The organism is Arthrobacter globiformis NBRC 12137 (genome assembly GCF_000238915.1).
GTDB lineage: Bacteria > Actinomycetota > Actinomycetes > Actinomycetales > Micrococcaceae > Arthrobacter > Arthrobacter globiformis.
This window is the reverse complement of record NZ_BAEG01000039.1, coordinates 112613-130217: the sequence shown is the minus strand read 5'-3', so window position 1 is coordinate 130217 and position 17605 is coordinate 112613. Positions and strand designations below refer to the sequence as shown.

General features: G+C 65.9%; 15 protein-coding genes. 3 read left to right on the top strand and 12 right to left on the bottom strand.

The window, feature by feature from the left end; genetic code table 11:
- Window positions 1-3 precede the first annotated feature (3 nt).
- The 3 genes from ctaC to ARGLB_RS07800 all read right to left on the bottom strand — a co-directional run bounded on the left by ctaC (window position 4) and on the right by ARGLB_RS07800 (window position 3057).
- On the bottom strand, window positions 4-876 hold the full coding sequence (gene ctaC, locus ARGLB_RS07810) for an aa3-type cytochrome oxidase subunit II (RefSeq protein ID WP_043418351.1): 873 nt from the start codon (window positions 874-876) through the stop codon (window positions 4-6).
- A gap of 185 nt (window positions 877-1061) precedes the next feature.
- Window positions 1062-1451, bottom strand: coding sequence for a HesB/IscA family protein (locus ARGLB_RS07805; protein ID WP_003800852.1), 390 nt, complete (start codon window positions 1449-1451; stop codon window positions 1062-1064).
- Window positions 1452-1611: 160 nt separating this feature from the next.
- A complete protein-coding gene (locus ARGLB_RS07800) occupies window positions 1612-3057 on the bottom strand; it encodes a dipeptidase (protein WP_003800850.1) in 1446 nt (481 codons plus the stop codon).
- A gap of 129 nt (window positions 3058-3186) precedes the next feature.
- Here ARGLB_RS07800 and ARGLB_RS07795 point away from each other — a divergent pair, with 129 nt between their 5' ends.
- The gene (locus tag ARGLB_RS07795; protein ID WP_043418384.1) at window positions 3187-3777 is read left to right on the top strand and encodes a DUF3043 domain-containing protein; all 591 of its coding nucleotides are present in this window, start codon (window positions 3187-3189) and stop codon (window positions 3775-3777) included.
- Between the two features lie 142 nt (window positions 3778-3919).
- Here the strand turns inward: ARGLB_RS07795 and ARGLB_RS07790 are convergent, their stop codons facing one another.
- The gene (locus ARGLB_RS07790; RefSeq protein ID WP_043418350.1) at window positions 3920-4996 is read right to left on the bottom strand and encodes a quinone-dependent dihydroorotate dehydrogenase; all 1077 of its coding nucleotides are present in this window, start codon (window positions 4994-4996) and stop codon (window positions 3920-3922) included.
- 89 nt (window positions 4997-5085) lie between these two features.
- Here ARGLB_RS07790 and ARGLB_RS07785 point away from each other — a divergent pair, with 89 nt between their 5' ends.
- Window positions 5086-6057, top strand: coding sequence for an alpha/beta hydrolase (locus ARGLB_RS07785; RefSeq protein WP_003800847.1), 972 nt, complete (start codon window positions 5086-5088; stop codon window positions 6055-6057).
- Between the two features lie 53 nt (window positions 6058-6110).
- Here ARGLB_RS07785 and ARGLB_RS07780 read toward each other — a convergent pair whose 3' ends face one another.
- The 3 genes from ARGLB_RS07780 to leuA form a co-directional block, all read right to left on the bottom strand.
- The gene (locus ARGLB_RS07780) at window positions 6111-6947 is read right to left on the bottom strand and encodes an isoprenyl transferase (RefSeq protein WP_003800846.1); all 837 of its coding nucleotides are present in this window, start codon (window positions 6945-6947) and stop codon (window positions 6111-6113) included.
- A 2-nt stretch (window positions 6948-6949) separates the two neighbouring features.
- Entirely contained in the window at window positions 6950-7714 is a 765-nt protein-coding gene (recO, locus tag ARGLB_RS07775; protein WP_043418349.1) for a DNA repair protein RecO, read from the bottom strand.
- Between the two features lie 76 nt (window positions 7715-7790).
- On the bottom strand, window positions 7791-9530 hold the full coding sequence (gene leuA / locus ARGLB_RS07770; RefSeq protein ID WP_003800841.1) for a 2-isopropylmalate synthase: 1740 nt from the start codon (window positions 9528-9530) through the stop codon (window positions 7791-7793).
- Window positions 9531-9781: 251 nt separating this feature from the next.
- On the opposite strand from leuA, the gene ARGLB_RS07765 reads away from it, so the two are divergent.
- The gene (locus ARGLB_RS07765) at window positions 9782-11734 is read left to right on the top strand and encodes a M13 family metallopeptidase (protein WP_003800840.1); all 1953 of its coding nucleotides are present in this window, start codon (window positions 9782-9784) and stop codon (window positions 11732-11734) included.
- 67 nt (window positions 11735-11801) lie between these two features.
- On the opposite strand, the gene ARGLB_RS07760 is transcribed toward ARGLB_RS07765, so the two are convergent.
- The 5 genes from ARGLB_RS07760 to ARGLB_RS07740 form a co-directional block, all read right to left on the bottom strand.
- Window positions 11802-13385, bottom strand: a complete 1584-nt coding sequence (locus tag ARGLB_RS07760) for an LCP family protein (RefSeq protein WP_003800838.1) — start codon at window positions 13383-13385, stop codon at window positions 11802-11804.
- A gap of 127 nt (window positions 13386-13512) precedes the next feature.
- Window positions 13513-14472 carry a GTPase Era gene (gene era / locus ARGLB_RS07755; RefSeq protein ID WP_003800837.1) on the bottom strand — a complete coding sequence of 320 codons (960 nt, stop codon included), beginning with the start codon at window positions 14470-14472 and terminating at the stop codon, window positions 13513-13515.
- The gene (locus tag ARGLB_RS07750; protein WP_003800835.1) at window positions 14456-15799 is read right to left on the bottom strand and encodes a hemolysin family protein; all 1344 of its coding nucleotides are present in this window, start codon (window positions 15797-15799) and stop codon (window positions 14456-14458) included. The genes era and ARGLB_RS07750 overlap by 17 nt, the downstream gene beginning before the upstream one ends.
- Window positions 15796-16269: an rRNA maturation RNase YbeY gene (gene ybeY / locus ARGLB_RS07745; protein ID WP_003800833.1), complete on the bottom strand. Its 474-nt coding sequence runs from the start codon at window positions 16267-16269 to the stop codon at window positions 15796-15798. Before ybeY ends, ARGLB_RS07750 begins: the two co-directional genes overlap by 4 nt.
- Window positions 16253-17353, bottom strand: a complete 1101-nt coding sequence (locus tag ARGLB_RS07740; RefSeq protein ID WP_003800832.1) for a PhoH family protein — start codon at window positions 17351-17353, stop codon at window positions 16253-16255. Before ARGLB_RS07740 ends, ybeY begins: the two co-directional genes overlap by 17 nt.
- Between the last annotated feature and the right edge of the window lie 252 nt (window positions 17354-17605).

Here is a 17605-nt window from a genome sequence, read left to right as displayed (position 1 = left end):
CCCTTACTTCGTAACGTTCAGGTTCGGGTTGCGGTCATACTCATCGCCGAGCAGGCCCGTGTTGCCGTCCTGGCGAAGCTGGTTCATGTGAGCCTGGAATTCAGACTCGGAAACCACCTTGACGCGGAACAGCATTTCGGAGTGGTACTCACCGCAGAGCTCGGCGCACTTGCCGTCGTAGGTGCCCTCTTTGGTGGGGGTGAACCGGATGTAGTTGGTCTTGCCCGGGATCATGTCCCTCTTCTGCAGGAACGCAGGAACCCAGAACGAGTGGATGACGTCGCGCGAGTTCAGTTCCAGGTCAACGGACTTGTTGACCGGCAGGTAGAGAGTGGGGAGCTTCTCCTTGTCCACTTCCTCACCGGTCAGGTGCGCCTGGACGCCGGCTTCATAGACGTCCTCGGTGACGACGTCGCCCTTTTTGTAGTTGAAGTCCCATGCCCACTGCTTGCCGCGGACGTCCACAACGACGTCGGCCGGCTGCGAGCGGTCATCGATCGCCTGCTGGTCACGGTCGGTGAAGTAGAAGAACACCAGGACCATGAAGAGAGGGATCGTCAGGTAGAAGACCTCAAGGGGCAGGTTGAAGCTGGTCTGCCGCGGGAAGCCCACGGTGCCCTTGCGGCGGCGGTAGGCAACGAGGCACCAGACGATCAGGCCCCAAGTGATGATGCCCACCACGAGGGCGGCAATCCATGAGTTGACCCAGAGGTCCATGATGCGGTCAGTGTGATTGGTGGTGCCACGCTCGGTGGGCAGCCACCCCTTCTCTACCTCTGGCGAACATCCAGTCAAAACCAACGCGCCGGCAGTTGCCAAGCCAGTGATCGTAGTGATCGTTTTGCGTCGGCTGCCGGTTCGGTTCTGCGAACTCACAGACGGCCCTTCCTACTTGTTGCTGTTGCCAGGGCGGCAAAAAGCTTCCCGGGCACACTAAAAGTTTTACTACTCGGTGTAGAGCTTACCGCTCCCCGCAGGTTTTCGCCCACATGTCCCCACCGTGTGGCGGCGCCGGTTTTCACCGGCGCCGCCAAGAGGTTCAGGAAGGGCTTACTTACCCTTTAGTGGAACGAATCACCGCAGGCGCATGAGCCGCCCGCATTCGGGTTGTCAATGGTGAAGCCCTGCTTGGAGATGGTGTCTTCAAAGTCGATGCTGGCACCGCTGAGGTACGGCACGCTCATCTTGTCGACGACGACCTCGACACCGTCGAAGTCGCGTACCGCGTCACCTTCAAGGAGGCGCTCGTCGAAGTACAGCTGGTAAATGAGGCCGGAGCAGCCGCCGGGCTGCACGGCTACGCGGAGGCGAAGATCGGTGCGGCCTTCCTGCTCCAGGAGGCTGCGGACCTTGCCTGCTGCAACGTCCGTCAGCTGAACCTCGTGGCTCGCCAGTTCCTCACTGGCTGTGCCGGTGGGTTCGGTGCTGTTTTCATTGGTCGTAGTGCTCATTGGCCTACCTTACTAACGACGGTTGTGGCTGCCCCGCTTGCACGGCGCCTGCCCCTACGGAAACAGTACGGGCTATAGCTATATGCTACGTCGATCCGGCGCGGAGCTCTAACTTCAGGCGTAACCCTCCCAGGCCCCTCGTTGTTCCCTCCGCGGCCTGCTAGTCCGCGGCCTGCCAGTGAAGCCCGTCTGAATTCAGCCGCGCCAGGAGCAGCGCCTCGGCCAGCACCGCGTTGCGGAAGTCCCCCAGATGCAGGGACTCGTTGGCGGAGTGGGCGCGCGAATCGGGGTCTTCCACGCCCGTCACCAGGATCTGGACCTCGGGGTACAGCTCGGTCAGGTCGCTGATGAACGGAATCGACCCGCCAATCCCCATTTCCACGGCCGGAAGGCCCCAGGCCTCGCCGAGCGCCCACAAGGCGATCCCGGCAGCTGCCGACCCTGTGTCCGTCTGGAAGGCGTTGCCGCTCTCCCCCGGCGTGAAGGTCACCTTGGCGCCGAACGGTGCGTGGGTTTCAACGTGCCGGCGCACCGCTTCCATCGCCTCCGCCGGGTCCTGCCCGGGGGCCAGCCGCAGGCTGAACTTGGCCCGGGCGCAGGGCAGCAGGGTGTTGGAGGCGACGCTGACGGCCGGCGCATCGAAGCCGATGATCGACAGGGCCGGCTTTGTCCACAGCCGCGAGGCGATCGTCCCCGTACCTGCCAGCTTCACGCCGTCGAGCACTGACGAATCCGCCCGGTACTCCTCCTCAGTAAGGTCCACTGCAGTTTCGTCCCTGCTCACCAGTCCCGCAATGGCCACGCTGCCATCGTCATCGTGCAGTGTGGCGATCAGACGCGAGAGCAGGGTAGGCGCATCGAGCACCGGCCCGCCGAACATTCCCGAATGCACGGCGTGGTCGAGGACCTGCAACTCGATGGTTCCGTCCACCAGCCCCCGCAGGCTGGTGGTCAGCGCCGGCACGCCCACCTTCCAGTTGCTGGAATCGGCCACCACGATGACGTCGGCACGGAGCAGTTCCCGGTGGGTTTCGAGGAACGTCCTGAAGGTCGGCGAACCGGCCTCCTCCTCCCCTTCGAAGAACAGGGTTACGCCCAGCCCGAATTCGTCACCGAGCACCCGCGTGACGGCGCCGTAGGCGGCGACGTGGGCCATGATCCCGGCCTTGTCGTCGGCCGCGCCGCGCCCGTAGAGGCGCCCGTTGCGTTCGACGGCGGTAAACGGCTCGGACTCCCACAATGCCGGATCACCGGGCGGCTGGACGTCGTGGTGGGCGTAGAGAAGAATGGTCGGCTTGCCGGGCGCGGCCTCGCGGCGGGCCACGACGGCGGGCCCGCCGGGGGTGCCGTCCTCCTTATCGCACCGCAGGATCCGGACGTCCCCGATGCCCGCCGCGTGCACCAGGGTGGCGACGGCCTCGGCGCTGGCGTCCAGCGGGGCGGGGTCAAAGCTGGGCCAGGCGATGCCGGGGATGGCCACCAGGTCCTTCAGCTGCGCAACTGTGGTGTCGAAGGCCGCATCAACGGCGGCCCGCAGGGCGTCGGTGTCAACGCCGGCCACGGACTCGCCGTACTGTTGCGGGGTCTCCGCAGGGAATGTAGTCATGGCCAAACACTACCTGTGTCACACGCCACAACAAACACCGCCGTCGGCGGCCACCGGTTGTCCCGGCTAGGCGTTCCACGGGCAGCCGGGCATGACCGGGGACACAGCGCACCAAGGTATTCTTGTGTGGTGTTCGGACGTAAAAAGGAAGCGCCAGCGGCGCAGGATGTAGTTGACCAGCAGGTTGCCGAGGCAGCCGCAATAGCAGGCAAAGGCGCACCCACGCCCAAGCGCAAAGCACAGGAAGCGGCCCGCAAGCGCCCCCTCGTGCCGGAGGACCGCAAGGCCTCCAAGGAAGCGGAGCGTGCCGCCGCCCAGGAGCAGCGCCTGAAGATGCGCCAGGCACTGGATACCGGCGACGAACGGTTCCTGCCGATCCGCGACAAGGGCCCGCAGAAGCGGTTTGCCCGTGATTACGTGGACGCCCGCTTCAGCCTGGGCGAGTACCTGATGTTCGGCGCCCTGGTGTTCGTCATCGTCTCGCTCGTCGTGCCGTCCAACAGCAGCATGATGATTTACGTGCTGGGCGGCTTCTGGGTGATGTTCCTGGCTGTTTTCGTGGACGTGTTTATCCTCTCCCGAAAGCTCCGGAAGCGCCTCGCCGAAAAGTTCGGGGAGGTGGAGCGCGGCACCGTCTGGTACGGCTCCATGCGTTCCCTGCAGTTCCGCAAGCTTCGCCTGCCCAAGCCCCTGGTCCGCCGCGGGCAGTACCCGTCCTGATTCCTCGTCCTCCTGCGGCCCGGCCCGCCAGGAGTCGGTCCCGGACCTTAAACACAGCAGCCCGGCGGTGAAACCGCCGGGCTGCTGTGTTTAAGGCGCCTTGTTCTAACGCGCGAACCGCGTTCAACGGGCCTTGCGGCGGCTAGCGGGTTTTCCGGCGGTTCCTGGCCAGTTCCTTGTTGATCCGGGCGGCCCAGAACGGTCCCTCGTACAGGAAGGCGGTGTAGCCCTGCACCAGGGTGGCACCGGCGTCGAGTCGGTCCTGGACATCTTGCCCAGTCTCCACGCCGCCCACGGAAATCAGCGTCAGCCGGTCCTGCGTGACCGATTTCAGCCGGCGCAGCACCTCCAGCGAACGGTTCTTCAGCGGGGCACCCGACAGGCCGCCGGCCCCGCAGGCCTCCACTTTTTCCGTTGCAGAATCCAGCCCGTCGCGGCTGATCGTGGTGTTCGTGGCAATGATGCCGTCCAGGCCCAGGTCCATGGCCAGCCGGGCGACGTCGTCGATGTCCTCGTCGGTGAGGTCAGGGGCGATCTTGACCAGCAGCGGGACATGCCTGCCGGCGGACTTGTCGGCTTCCTCCCCCACTGCCTTCAGCAGCGGCCGGAGCGTCTCCACGTTCTGCAGGAGCCGGAGCCCGGGCGTGTTCGGCGAGCTGACGTTCACCACAAGGTAGTCCGCTGCCGGGGCGAGGCCGCGGGCGCTGATGAGGTAGTCCTCCACCGCATCCTCGAGTTCCACGACTTTGGTTTTGCCGATGTTGACGCCGATCACGGGACGCACGTTGGCATGGCGCCGCTGCAGCGCTGCCCGGGCGGCCTTCAGCCGCGGAGCCACGGCAGAGGCGCCGTCGTTGTTGAATCCCATCCGGTTGATGACGGCGCGGTCCTCGATCAGCCGGAACAGCCGGGGCTTTTCGTTGCCGGGCTGGGCCTGGCCGGTGATGGTGCCCACCTCAACGTGACCGAATCCAAGCTCCGTAAGGGCCTCGATCCCGTGGCCCTCCTTGTCGAAGCCGGCGGCCAGCCCGAACGGTGACGGGAAGGTCAGGCCGAGCGCGGCAGTCTGCAGGGACGCCGGCGGTGCCGTAAACCGCTCCAGCAGCCGGCCCGCTCCCACGGAATGGACCAGCCGGATCCCTTTGAAACCGATCTTGTGGGCGCGTTCGGCGTCCATCCATGAAAAGGCCAGCCTGAAAAATGTGGGGTATACGCGCATGCCTCTAGTTTTCCGTCTTCGGCGGTACAGACCAAACCGGGCTGACACAACAACACCCGGGCCGGGACCGGAAAGCCTACGCTGTTGACATGGAGTGGCAGAGCGACATCCTGGGGCCGGGCTTCGAGTCCCGCGCCTTCGAAGCCGCGGGAGAAGACGGCGTCCGCCGGAAGGCGACGCTGGTCCGCTTCACTCCCCCGGTTACCTCCGCGGTCCGTCCTGCCGGGCCGCGCCGGGCGGTGCTGTTCCTGCATGGCTGGAGCGACTACTTCTTCAACGTTGAGCTGGCGCGGTTCTGGGCAGGGCAGGGCTTCGAGTTCTTTGCCATGGACATGCACAACCACGGCCGCAGCCTGCAGCCGGGCACGCCCGGCGGCTACGTCGCGGATCTGGGAAACTACGACGCCGAGATCAGCACCGCGGTGGGCATGATCGCCGAGTCCGGCGGGCCGGGTCCCGTGCAGCTCGCGCTCATGGGCCATTCCACTGGCGGCCTGGTGGCAGCCCTGTGGGCCAGCCGCAATCCGGGTGCGGTTTCCCAGCTGGTCCTGAACAGTCCGTGGCTCGAAATGCATGGCAGTGCACTGGTCAGGCGCGCGGCCTGGACCATGGTGGAGCCGATCGCCCGCCTGCGGCCCGAGGCGGTGCTCAGGCTGCCGGAGCGCGGTTTCTACTGGCGGAGCATCAGCAGTTCCGCCGAAGGCGAGTGGGCCCTGGACGATGCCTACCGGCCGCCGCTGGCCTTTCCGGTACGCGCCGCCTGGCTCAGTGCCATCCTCGCCGGGCAGGCCAAGGTGGCCCGCGGGCTCGGCATCGCGGTGCCCATCCTGGTCCTGCTGTCGGCGGCGAGCGAGAACGGGATGGTCTGGAACGAGGAAATGCGCCGGACGGACGCTGTGCTGGACGTCAACACCATCGCCGCCCGTGCCATGTCGCTGGGCAGGACCGTCACCGTGGAGCGCATCGACGGCGCACTCCACGATGTTTTCCTTTCCCGCGCCGACGTGCGGGCCGACGCCTACGGGCGGCTGGCCAGATGGGTCAGGGGTTACGCCGCCTAAACCGGCTGCAGGGTATCCGGAACCTGGAGGGCCTGGTTTTAAGGGGTCCGGCTTTAAAGGGCCTGGTTCTCAAGGGCCTGGGCGGCGTCCACCGCCCCGCCGTAACGGCGGTCCCGTTGCGCATAGATCTCCACCGCATCCCAGAGCGTCCGGCGGTCGACGTCGGGCCACAGGGTGTCCAGGAAGACGAACTCCGCGTACGCCGACTGCCACAGCATGAAGTTGGACAGGCGCTGTTCGCCGGAACTGCGGAGGAAGAGGTCGACGTCGGGTAGGTCCGGCTCGTCGAGGTACTTTTGGATCGTCTTCTCGGTGATGGCCCCGGGTTTGAGCCTGCCGTCGGCTACGTCCCGGGCGATGGCGGACACAGCGTCCGCTATTTCCGCCCGACCGCCGTAGTTCACGCACATGGTCAGCGTGCAGGTGCTGTTACCGGCGGTGTACGCCTCCGCCTCCTCGAGTTCGCGGATCACGGAACCCCAGAGCCGGGGACGCCGGCCGGACCAGCGGATCCGGACGCCCCATTCATCGAGCTGGTTGCGCTGCCTGCGCAGCACCTCCTTGTTGAACCCCATCAGGAAGCGGACCTCCTCGGGAGAGCGGCGCCAGTTCTCCGTGGAGAATGCGTACACGCTGACGTATTCAATGCCGAGTTCGATGGCGCCGGCCACGACGTCGAGCAGGGCGGGCTCCCCTGCCTTGTGGCCTTCGATCCGCGGCAGGCCGCGCTGGTTGGCCCACCTGCCGTTGCCGTCCATCACAATGGCCACGTGCCGGGGCACGAACTCGGCCGGAATCGACGGCGGAACTGCGCCTGAGTGGTGCGGGTATGGGGCCACCACCGGAGCGGTGCGCCGCCGGGCTGGACTGGTCTTCTTTCCCAAGGACACTGTTAGGTACGCTCCACATGTTTGAGGGATTTCAGGACACGCTCCAGGTGCCACTGCAGATAGCTTGCCACCAGCCCCGCGGATTCCCTGCGGTTCAGCGGTAGGGAGGAATCCGCCGTCGGCCAGTCCCCGGTGAGCAGCGCACCCAGCAGGGAGACGGTCTCCGGCGCAGGCGCCGGTGAACCCGGCGGGCGGCAGTCGCCGCAGACCATGCCGCCCAGCGGGGCGGAGAAAGCGGTGTGTGGTCCGGGCGCGCCGCAGCGCGCGCAGTCCGTGAAGCTGGGCGCCCAGCCGCCGGTGGAAAGGGCCCGCAGCAGGTAGGAATCCAGGATCAGCTCCGGTGCGTGGTCCCCGCGGCTCAGCGAGGCCAGGGCACCGACCAGCAGGTTGTACTGCGCGGTTCCGGCTTCGCCGTCGACGTCGGTCAGCTTTTCGGCGGTTTCGGTCATGGCCGCGGCCACCGTATACCGCCCGTAGTCGGCGGCGATGTTGCCCCCGTACGCCCCCTTCGCGACGGCCTGCGTCACGATGTCGAGGGTCTTGCCGGACACGAGCTGCAGGTCTGCCACCATGAAGGGCTCCAGGCGGGCGCCGAAGCGGCTGGTGGTCCGCCGGACCCCTTTGGCCACCGCCCTGACCTGGCCGTGGTGCTTGGTCAGGAGGGTGATGATGCGGTCCGCCTCGCCCAGCTTGTGGGTGCGCAACACCACGGCGTCGTCGCGGTAGCTGCGCGCTGCAAATGATTGGACCACGCTTAATCTTCCCATTGACTCCGTGAAAACAGCTCAGCCGCCGAAACAGCTGCGCCGCCGGTGTGGACCGGCGGCGCAGCTGTCAGGAAGCTCAGGCCTGGGCGTCCCGGATGGCCCGGTTCACGGCGGAGATGACTGCCTTCAGCGCCGAGGTGCTGGTGTTTGAATCGATGCCGACGCCCCACAGGACGCGTTCTCCCACGGCGCATTCGACGTAGGCCGCGGCGAGGGCGCTGCCGCCTTCGGACAGGGCGTGCTCGCTGTAGTCCAGCACCCGCACGTCCACACCGTCCTGGCCGAGGATGTCCAGCAGCGCGGCGATGGGGCCGTTTCCGGTGCCGGTGCGGCTGACGTGGGTGCCGTCCACGCCCAGCGAGGCATGCAGGGTCATGGACCCGTCCTCGTCGGTTTCGGTTTTCACCGAGCCGAGCGAGTAGCGGCCCCACTGGCTTTCCGTCTTGGCGGAGGGCAGGTACTCGTCCTGGAACAGCTGCCACAGCTGGGCGCCGCTGACCTCGCCGCCCACGGTGTCGGTTTGCCGCTGGATGACGCCGGAGAATTCGATCTGTGCCCGCCGGGGCAGGTCCAGGCTGTGCTCGTTCTTCAGCAGGTAGGCCACGCCGCCCTTGCCGGACTGGGAGTTGACGCGGATCACGGCCTCGTAGCTGCGGCCGAGGTCCTTCGGATCCACGGGCAGGTAGGGAACCTGCCAGGTGAAGTCGCTGACGTCCTTGCCCGCGGCTGCCGCGTCCTTTTCCAGGGCTTCGAGGCCTTTCTTGATGGCGTCCTGGTGGGACCCGGAGAACGCGGTGAAGACGAGGTCGCCGCCGTACGGTGCCCGCTCTGCGACGGGCAGCTGGTTGCAGTACTCCACGGTGCGCCGGACGTCGTCGATGTCGGAGAAGTCGATCATCGGGTCGATGCCCTGCACGAACATGTTCAGGCCGAGGGTCACCAGGTCCACGTTGCCGGTGCGCTCACCGTTGCCGAACAGGCAGCCCTCGATGCGGTCGGCGCCGGCCTGGTAGCCCAGCTCGGCCGCGGCCACGCCGGTGCCGCGGTCGTTGTGCGGGTGCAGGGAGAGAATGATGCCTTCACGGGGGTGCAGGTGGCGGCTCATCCACTCGATGGAGTCCGCGTAGACGTTGGGGGTGGCCATTTCCACGGTGGCGGGCAGGTTGATGATCACCTGGCGGTCGGCGGATGCCTCGAAAACGTCGGCGACGGCGTTGCAGACGCGGACCGCGTACTCCAGTTCGGTGCCGGTGAAGGACTCGGGCGAGTACTCGTAGGTGATGTGGGTATCGGCCAGCGTTTCTTCGTACTTCTTGCACAGGCGGGCGCCCTGGAGCGCGATGTCCAGGATGCCGTCCTCGTCCTGGTTGAACACGACGCGGCGCTGCAGGACAGATGTGGAGTTGTACAGGTGCACGATGGCCTGCTTGGCACCCACCAGGGACTCGTAGGTCCGCTCGATGAGATGTTCGCGGGCCTGGGTCAGCACCTGGATGGTGACGTCATCCGGGATGTGGTTGCCCTCAATCAGCTGCCGGACGAAGTCGAAGTCAGTCTGGGATGCGGAGGGGAAGCCGACTTCGATTTCCTTGTAGCCCATCCGGACCAGCAGGTCGAACATCTTCATCTTGCGCGCCGGGCTCATGGGGTCGATCAGGGCCTGGTTGCCGTCCCGCAGGTCCACGGCGCACCAGCGCGGGGCCGTGGTGATGGTCTTGTCCGGCCAGGTGCGGTCCGGCAGATCGACCTTGATCTGGTCCTGGAAGGGGATGTAGCGGTGGATCGGCATTCCCGAGGGCTTCTGTGCGTTTCGCATTAATCTGGCCTTTTCTGTGATTCCTGAGTGAAAGGGTGGCCGGGCAACGCAAACTCCGCGACGAGGATGGGCCTTGCGCTAGATCGCGTCTGAGGCCTCGCCGCGGCAGCTAAGAAGAAGGAGTTCTGCACGCACCATTTCACAGTAACACGGGTGCGTAAGATGAAGGGGCAACACCTCCAGCAACGTCCACCATGCAGACGCTGCACCGGTGAAAGTGCCGGCCGCAGCCCGTCATCGAAGGAGCTCCTGTGCCAATTTCGGGGATCGCCCTGTCAAACATCGACCGCAGCGTGAGGCCACAGGACGACCTCTACCAGCATGTGAACGGCGCCTGGCTCAAGGACACCACCATCCCTGACGACCGTCCGCTGGAAGGCACGTTCACCGCCCTTCGCGACGGTTCCGAACTGGCAGTCAAGGAAATCATCGAGGAAGCCGCGGCCAAGGGGTCCGAGGCCAGCGGCATCGAGCGGAAGATCGGCGATCTCTACAGCAGCTTCATGGATGAGGCAGCGATCGAGGCCAAGGGCCTTGACCCTATCCGCGGACGTCTGGCCGAGGTCTTCGCGACAGCCAGCATTTCCGAGCTGCTGGCACTGGCTGGCCGGCTCTTCCGTGCCGACGTTTCGGGACTTTTCTACATCTACCCGGCGCCCGACGCCGGCAACCCCGACCGCGTTCTGCTGTACACGGGCCAGGGCGGCCTCGGGCTTCCTGACGAGTCCTATTACCGCGAAGAGAAATTCGCCCCGGTGGTGCAGTCCTACCGGGAGTACGTGGGCACCATGTTCGGCCTGGCCGGCGTCGCCGATCCGGAAAACGCCGCGGCCCGGGTGGTGGCGCTGGAGACCGCTCTCGCCTCCCACCACTGGGACAACGTCACGCTCCGTGACCCGCAGAAGACCTACAACCTGAAATCGGCCGGCGAGGCACGCGAGCTGTTCCCCCTGCTGGACACGTGGTTCGAAGCCGCCGACGTCGCCGCGGACAAGCGGCAGGAGATTGTGGTCAGCACCCCTGACTTCTTTGCCGGCGCCGCCGCTTTGCTGGCCTCGGAGTCGCTGCCGGTGTGGCAGGAGTGGCTTGCCCTGCGGGTCATCAACTCCGCCGCCCCTTACCTGTCTTCCGCCTTCGTGGACACGAACTTTGCCTTCTACGGCACCACCATCAGCGGCACCCCGCGGAACAAGGACCGCTGGAAGCGGGGCGTCGCCGTCGTCGAGGCAGCACTGGGCGAGGCCGTAGGCCAGATCTACGTGGCCAAGCACTTCCCGGAGGGCCACAAGGCCCGCATGCAGACGCTCGTGGGCAACCTGATCGAGGCCTACCGGGACAGCATCAGCGCCCTGGAATGGATGGGCGAGGACACCAAGGCCGAAGCGCTGAAGAAACTGGGGGCTTTCCGGGCAAAGATCGGCTTCCCCGACGAGTGGATCGACTACTCAGCAGTGGTGATCGACCCCGCAGACCTGCTGGGGAATGTGGAACGGGCGCACAATGCCGACGTCGACCGGCACCTGGACGAGGTGGGCAAGCCGGTGGACCATAACAAGTGGCTCATGACGCCGCAGACCGTCAACGCGTACTACCACCCGATGCTGAACGAGGTCGTTTTCCCGGCAGCCATCCTGCAGCCGCCGTTCTTCACCGCCGAAGCGGATGATGCCGTGAACTACGGCGGCATCGGGGCGGTGATCGGCCACGAAATCGGCCATGGCTTCGATGACCAGGGCTCACAGTTCGACGGCACGGGCGAGCTGCGCAACTGGTGGACAGAGGATGACCGCAAGGCCTTCGAAGCCCTGACCGGACGCCTCGTGGACCAGTTCGACGCGCTGTCCCCCTATGCCGCGCCCGGGCACAACGTCAACGGCAAGCTCACGCTGGGCGAAAACATCGGCGACCTTGGCGGACTCACCATTGCGCACAAGGCCTACCGCCTCAGCCTCGACGGGCAGGAACCTCCCGTGCTCGACGGGCTGACGGGTGAGCAGCGCTTCTTCGCTTCCTGGGCCGCCGGCTGGCGCCAGGTGATCCGCACCGAGGAGGCCATCCGGCGCCTCGCCACGGATCCGCACTCCCCCAACGAGTTCCGCACCAACGCCATAGCCAAGAACCTCGACTCCTTCCACGCCGCGTTCGGTGTCACGGAGGAGGACGGCATGTGGATGCCTCCGGAGGAGCGCGTCAGCATCTGGTGAGTGCAGAAATGCCGGGCCGCCCCCGTTCGGGGCGGCCCGGCATTTTTTGTGTCCGGTTATTGGATGTTCACTGCTGGACGATCAGCTCCGGGTTTGCCTGCTGGCAAACGGTATCGCTGGCTGTCTGGTTGACGATGTCCTTGGGAACCGTTGCCTTGCCGTACTTGGTTCCGGACGGGAAGTCGCTGCCGAGGTACAGCTGCACGCCCGCAACGCCGGAGGACGGCGCCACTTGGGCGGCCGGAATACCGAACAGGGCTGCCACATCCGCGGCGACGTCCGCGAACTCGGGTCCGTAGTACACCATGGTCTTTGCCGTGGCGTCGGCCTCCAGCTGCCCCACCTGGGTGAAGCCGCCGGCAACAACGGCCTCAACGATTTCCTGCGTCCTGGTGGCTGAGCCGGTTCCGTTGGCCACCGTGACGGGTTGCAGTGCCTTGTCGTACGGCGCCGCCGTCGGGGTGGGCTTGGGCGTGGCCGTCGGAGTGGAGCTGGCCGACGGTTTGGGCGTCGCCGAGGGTGAAGGGGTTTCCTTCCCGTCCGGGTCCGTCAGGTCGATGTCCTTGCGCAGGGCAGCGAACAGCTGGGAGGACGCCGGCTGCGCGGCTTCCAGCCGGTTGGGATCGCTCGCGGCCGGGACGGTCGGCAGCGCCACAAAGGCGACCTTGCCGACGTCGATCGTCTTCAGCCGGTTGGCGATGGTGATCATCGACGGTACGGAGGAGAGTCCGTCGTCGACGGTCAGGTTCTTGGTGATGACGTCGGCGATGTTCAGCAGCTTCGCCGGGTTGGAGAGGGTGCCGTCGTCCTTGATCTTCCTTGTCAGCGAGGACAGGAAGCCCTGCTGCGCCTTGATGCGGCCGAGGTCGCCGCCGTCGCCGAAGGCGTGGCGGGTGCGGAGGAACGCCAGAGCCTGTTCACCCTGCACCTGGGAGGTGCCCTTGGGCAGCCGCAGCCGCGAGTCGGGGTCATAGACGGCGTCGCTGATGCAGACCGACACACCGCCCACCGCGTTTGACAGCTCCTTGACGGCGTTGAAGTCGGCCATCATGAAGTAGTCCACCTCCATGCCGGTCAGCTTGTTGACCGTGTCCACGGCGCAGCCGATGCCGGCCTCTTTCATGGCTTCATTGATCATGATGCCGCTGCGCGCCGCGTACTGCTTGCCGGTCTTCTGGTCGGTGCACTTGGGAATGTCCACCAGCAGGTCGCGGGGGAAGCTGATGACGTTGACCCGCTTGTTGTCCTCAGAGATGTCCATCAGCATCATGACGTCGGAATTGCCGTAGCCGGTGGAATCCTCGGTGCTGCCGTAATTCGAGTTCTTGCCGTCGCGGGTGTCGGAGCCCAGGATCAGGATCTGCAGCCTGCCGGTGGCGTCGTCCGTGGTGTCGGTGCGGCTGCTTCCGGCGCCCAGTGCCGCCGTGGAGATGTTGGACTGCAGCCGGAAGTACCAGTAGCCGGCAAAGGCCAGGCCGCCGGCCAGGACCACAGCAACGACGGCGGTGGTCACCTTGAGCCACGCGGGCATGTGGCGCACATTCAGGTGCCGGGCAGCGCCCAGCCGGGAGTCCTCGGCATGCCGGGCAGCTGGCTCGGAACGGGCGGGAGTGCCCGGTCCTTGGGCGCGGTTGTCGCGGCGTCGCACCACAGGGTGTACCTTCCTCGAAAAAATGGGATCCGGCCTATTTTAGTAGCCGTTTCTGGGAAAACGCCGGAAATCCAGCGTTCGCGGCCCGGCGCGCAGACGCCGGCCCCGGATTGCGGGCGGCAGCGGGTCAGAACCCGAGCTTCACCAGCTGCTTCGGGTCGCGCTGCCAGTCCTTGGCCACCTTAACGTGCAGGTCGAGATAGATGCGGGTGCCCAAGAGCGCCTCAATGCCCTTCCGGGCGTTGGTGCCGACCTCCCGCAGACGGCTTCCGCCCTTGCCGATGATGATTGCCTTCTGCGACGGGCGCTCCACGTAAAGGTTGACGCGGACGTCGAGGAGCGGGTTGTCTTCGGTCCGGCCCTCGCGCGGAACGATTTCCTCCACGACCACGGCCAGTGAGTGGGGCAGCTCGTCGCGGACACCCTCCAGGGCGGCCTCCCGGATGAGTTCGGCCACCATGACCGCCTCCGGCTCATCGGTCAGCTCGCCGTCCGGATAGAGCGGAGGCGACGGCGGCATGTGGCTGATCAGGACGTCCGCCACCGTGCCCACCTGGAACCCGTCCGCAGCCGAAACCGGAACAATGTCCTTCCAGCCGTCCTCGCCCAGCACTTCCCTGCCGAGCTCGGCGACGGCCAGCAGCTGCTCCGTCAGGGCCTGCCGGTCCACCAGGTCTGCCTTGGTGACAAGGGCAATCACCGGCTTGCGGCCGACGGCGGCGAGCTGGGCGGCAATGAACTTGTCACCGGGGCCGATCTTCTCGTTGGCGGGGATGCAGAACCCGATCGCGTCCACTTCTGAGAGCGTGTCCGCCACGAGGTCGTTAAGCCGCTTGCCCAGCAGCGTGCGGGGCCGGTGCAGGCCCGGGGTGTCAACGAGGATCAGCTGGGCGTCCTCGCGGTGGACGATTCCGCGGATGGTGTGCCGCGTGGTCTGCGGCTTGGCTGACGTGATGGCCACCTTCTTGCCCACCAGGGCGTTGGTGAGGGTGGATTTGCCCGCGTTGGGGCGGCCCACCAGCACCGCGAATCCGGCATGGTACCCGCCGAACGGCTCGCCGCCGTCGGCCTTATTCTGCTTGCTCACGTGGAACTCCCTGTTGCATTGATTCGGCCTCGTCGAGAAGTTCTTCAAGGTCAGTATTTTGTGGAACGGGGCCTTTAGGGGCGGCGCCCGCAATGATGTGGCTGACACGGTTCCGGCGGCCTTCCAGCCGCTCGGCGCGCAGCGAAACGCCGTCGACGTCCACGGCACTGCCCACTATCGGGACCCGCCCGAGGGCCTTGGCCAGCAGGCCGCCCACGGTGTCCACCTCGTCGTCGTCCAGTTCGATGCCGAACAGCTCGCCCAGATCGTCGATCCCCATCCGGGCACTTACCCGGTACGTGCCGTCGCCCAGGTCGACGACGGCGGCGCTCTCGGAGTCGTATTCATCCACGATTTCGCCGACGAGCTCTTCGATCAGGTCCTCGAGCGTCACCAGCCCTGCGGTGCCGCCGTATTCGTCGATGACGATGGCCACGTGGGTGGATTCCTTCTGGAGTTCCCGCAGGAGGTCGCTCACCGGCTTGGAATCCGGAACGTAACGGACCTCACGGGCCAGTGCATCCACCACGGGCGGTTCGGCCTCCGGGTCCATGCTGTGGATCGCGGCGGCCACATCCTTGAGGTAGATGATGCCCAGGATCTGGTCCGTGTTTTCGCCGATGACGGGGATCCTGGAATAGCCGGACCGCAGGAAAAGGGCCATCGCGCTGTGCAGGCTCGAACCGGCGTCGATGGTTAGGATGTCCGTCCGCGGCACCATGACCGCGCGGACCAGGGTGTCACCGAATTCGAAGACGGACTGGATGAGTTCGGCCTCGTTGTCCTCGATCATGTCCGACTCGGTGGCCCGGTCAACCAGTTCGCGGAACTCCTCCTCGCTGAAGTAGGAGTCGTCCCCGTTGGGCGAACCCGGGGCCACCGAGCTGCCCAGCCGGACCAGCCAGGCGGGGATGGGTCCGAGGATCCAGGCCAGGAACCGGACCAGTGACGCCGAATACTGCGCCACGGCCGCCGGGTGCGAACGGCCCAGCTGGCGCGGCGAGACCCCCACCAGCACAAACCCGAGAATCGCCATGATGCCTGTGGCGGCCAGGCCGGCCAGCCAGACGCTGTCCAGCAGGCTGTAAAGCAGGACAGCCACGGCCACGGCGGAGGCCGATTCGAACCAGATCCGCCAGAAACGCAGGGCACGCATGTGCGTCATCGGCTGATCCAGGATCCTCCGCAGGGCCGGGCCCTGGCTCCCCTGCACCGCCTGCTCGGCGTCGTGGCGCGGGAGAAAGCTGAACGCCGCCTCGGCAGCAGTCAGCAGCGCTGCGGCACCGAGAAACGCCAGCGCCATGCAGACAAGGAGCAGGGAGGTCACTGGGTGGTCTCGGCCGGTGCTTCTTTGCCGGTGAATGCCGTCAGCAGGTCGCGCTGCAGGCCGAACATTTCTGCCTTCTCCTCGGGTTCGGCGTGGTCATAGCCGAGCAGGTGGAGGATTCCGTGCGTGGTCAGGAGCAGCATCTCGTCCTGCGTGGAGTGTCCGGCGTTGCGGGCCTGGACCTCGGCCACCTGCGGGCAGATCGCGATGTCGCCAAGCATGCCCTGCGGGGTCGGCTTGTCCGGGGTTCCCGGGGTGAGCTCGTCCATGGGTACGGAGAGCACGTCGGTGGCTCCGGGCTCATCCATGAGTTCGATGTGCAGTTTTTCCATGGCCGGCTCGTCTACCAGCAGGATGGACAGCTCCGCCTGCGGATGGATGTACAGCTGCTCGAAGATGAAGCGTGCCAGCGCCACCAGCTGGGCTTCGTCCACCTGGATGCCGGACTCGTTGTTAACTTCGATGCTCATGCGTGCTCTCCCGTCGTTCCCGGGGAACGGAATGCTTGACCCGGTTGCGTTGTGCTTCGTCCCAGATGCTGTAGGCGTTGACGATGTCCCCCACCAGGCGGTGGCGGACGACGTCGGCGGCGTCCAGAACGGAGAAGCTGACGTCGTCGATTCCGGTGAGGATCTCCTCGACGATGCGCAGGCCGGAGCGGGTTCCGAACGGAAGGTCCACCTGCGTGACGTCGCCGGTGACCACCATCTTGGAGCCGAAGCCGAGGCGGGTCAGGAACATTTTCATCTGTTCCGGCGTGGTGTTCTGTGCCTCGTCAAGAATGATGAAGGCGTCATTCAGTGTCCGGCCCCGCATGTAGGCCAGCGGCGCCACTTCGATGGTTCCGGCCGCCATCAGCCGGGGGATGGACTCGGGGTCCATCATGTCGTGCAGCGCGTCGTACAGCGGGCGCAGGTACGGGTCGATCTTGTCGCTGAGCGTGCCGGGCAGGAAGCCGAGCCGCTCGCCCGCTTCGACGGCGGGGCGGGTGAGGATGATCCGGCTGACTTCCTTCTGCTGCAGGGCCTGCACCGCCTTGGCCACCGCGAGGTAGGTCTTGCCGGTACCGGCGGGGCCGATCCCGAAGATCACCGTGTTCGCGTCGATGGCGTCCACGTAGTTCTTCTGGTTCAGCGTCTTGGGCCTGATGGTTTTGCCGCGGCTGGACAGGATGTCGTGCGTCAGCACCTCTACCGGGTTCTGCAGCGACTGGCTGCGGAGCAGCGAAACCAGCTGCTGGAGAACTGCCGGCGTAATAATGGTGCCGCGGGCCACGAGCCCCCGGACCTCGTGGAGCAGGCGCATGATCCGCGGAACATCGGCCGCGGGTCCGTTGATGGAGAGTTCGTTGCCGCGGACGTGGAAACTGACGGCCGGAAACTGGTCCTCGATGAAGCGGAGGGCCTCGTCGTGGCTTCCCAGCGACTGCACCATCTGATCAGAGTTATCGAAGATGACCACCTCCGTCCGGACACCGGGAAGAGTATGGGGGAATTCGCCCGTGGTTCGGTCCCCCGTGTTGAGGCGGCGCTTTCCGTTAGCTGATTCAGTCATGGTGACGGCCCGCAGGCCTTCAGTTCCCTCCAGTTCGGAATATAACTCGTTTGTGTCTTTACATCTTACGCCAGCGCACGCCTCGGCCAGCCGTCCCGGAAGGTCACAGCGGACCGCAATTCCGTAACGCGTTCCCGCAATTAGGTATCAACTTTGTATCGGCCTCATATCGTTCCCGTTGCAGTTCGGCCGCCTGCCGCGAAAGGCACGCTGTGCCCCAAAGACTCGTGTAATGCTGGAAAAGGAGCTCGC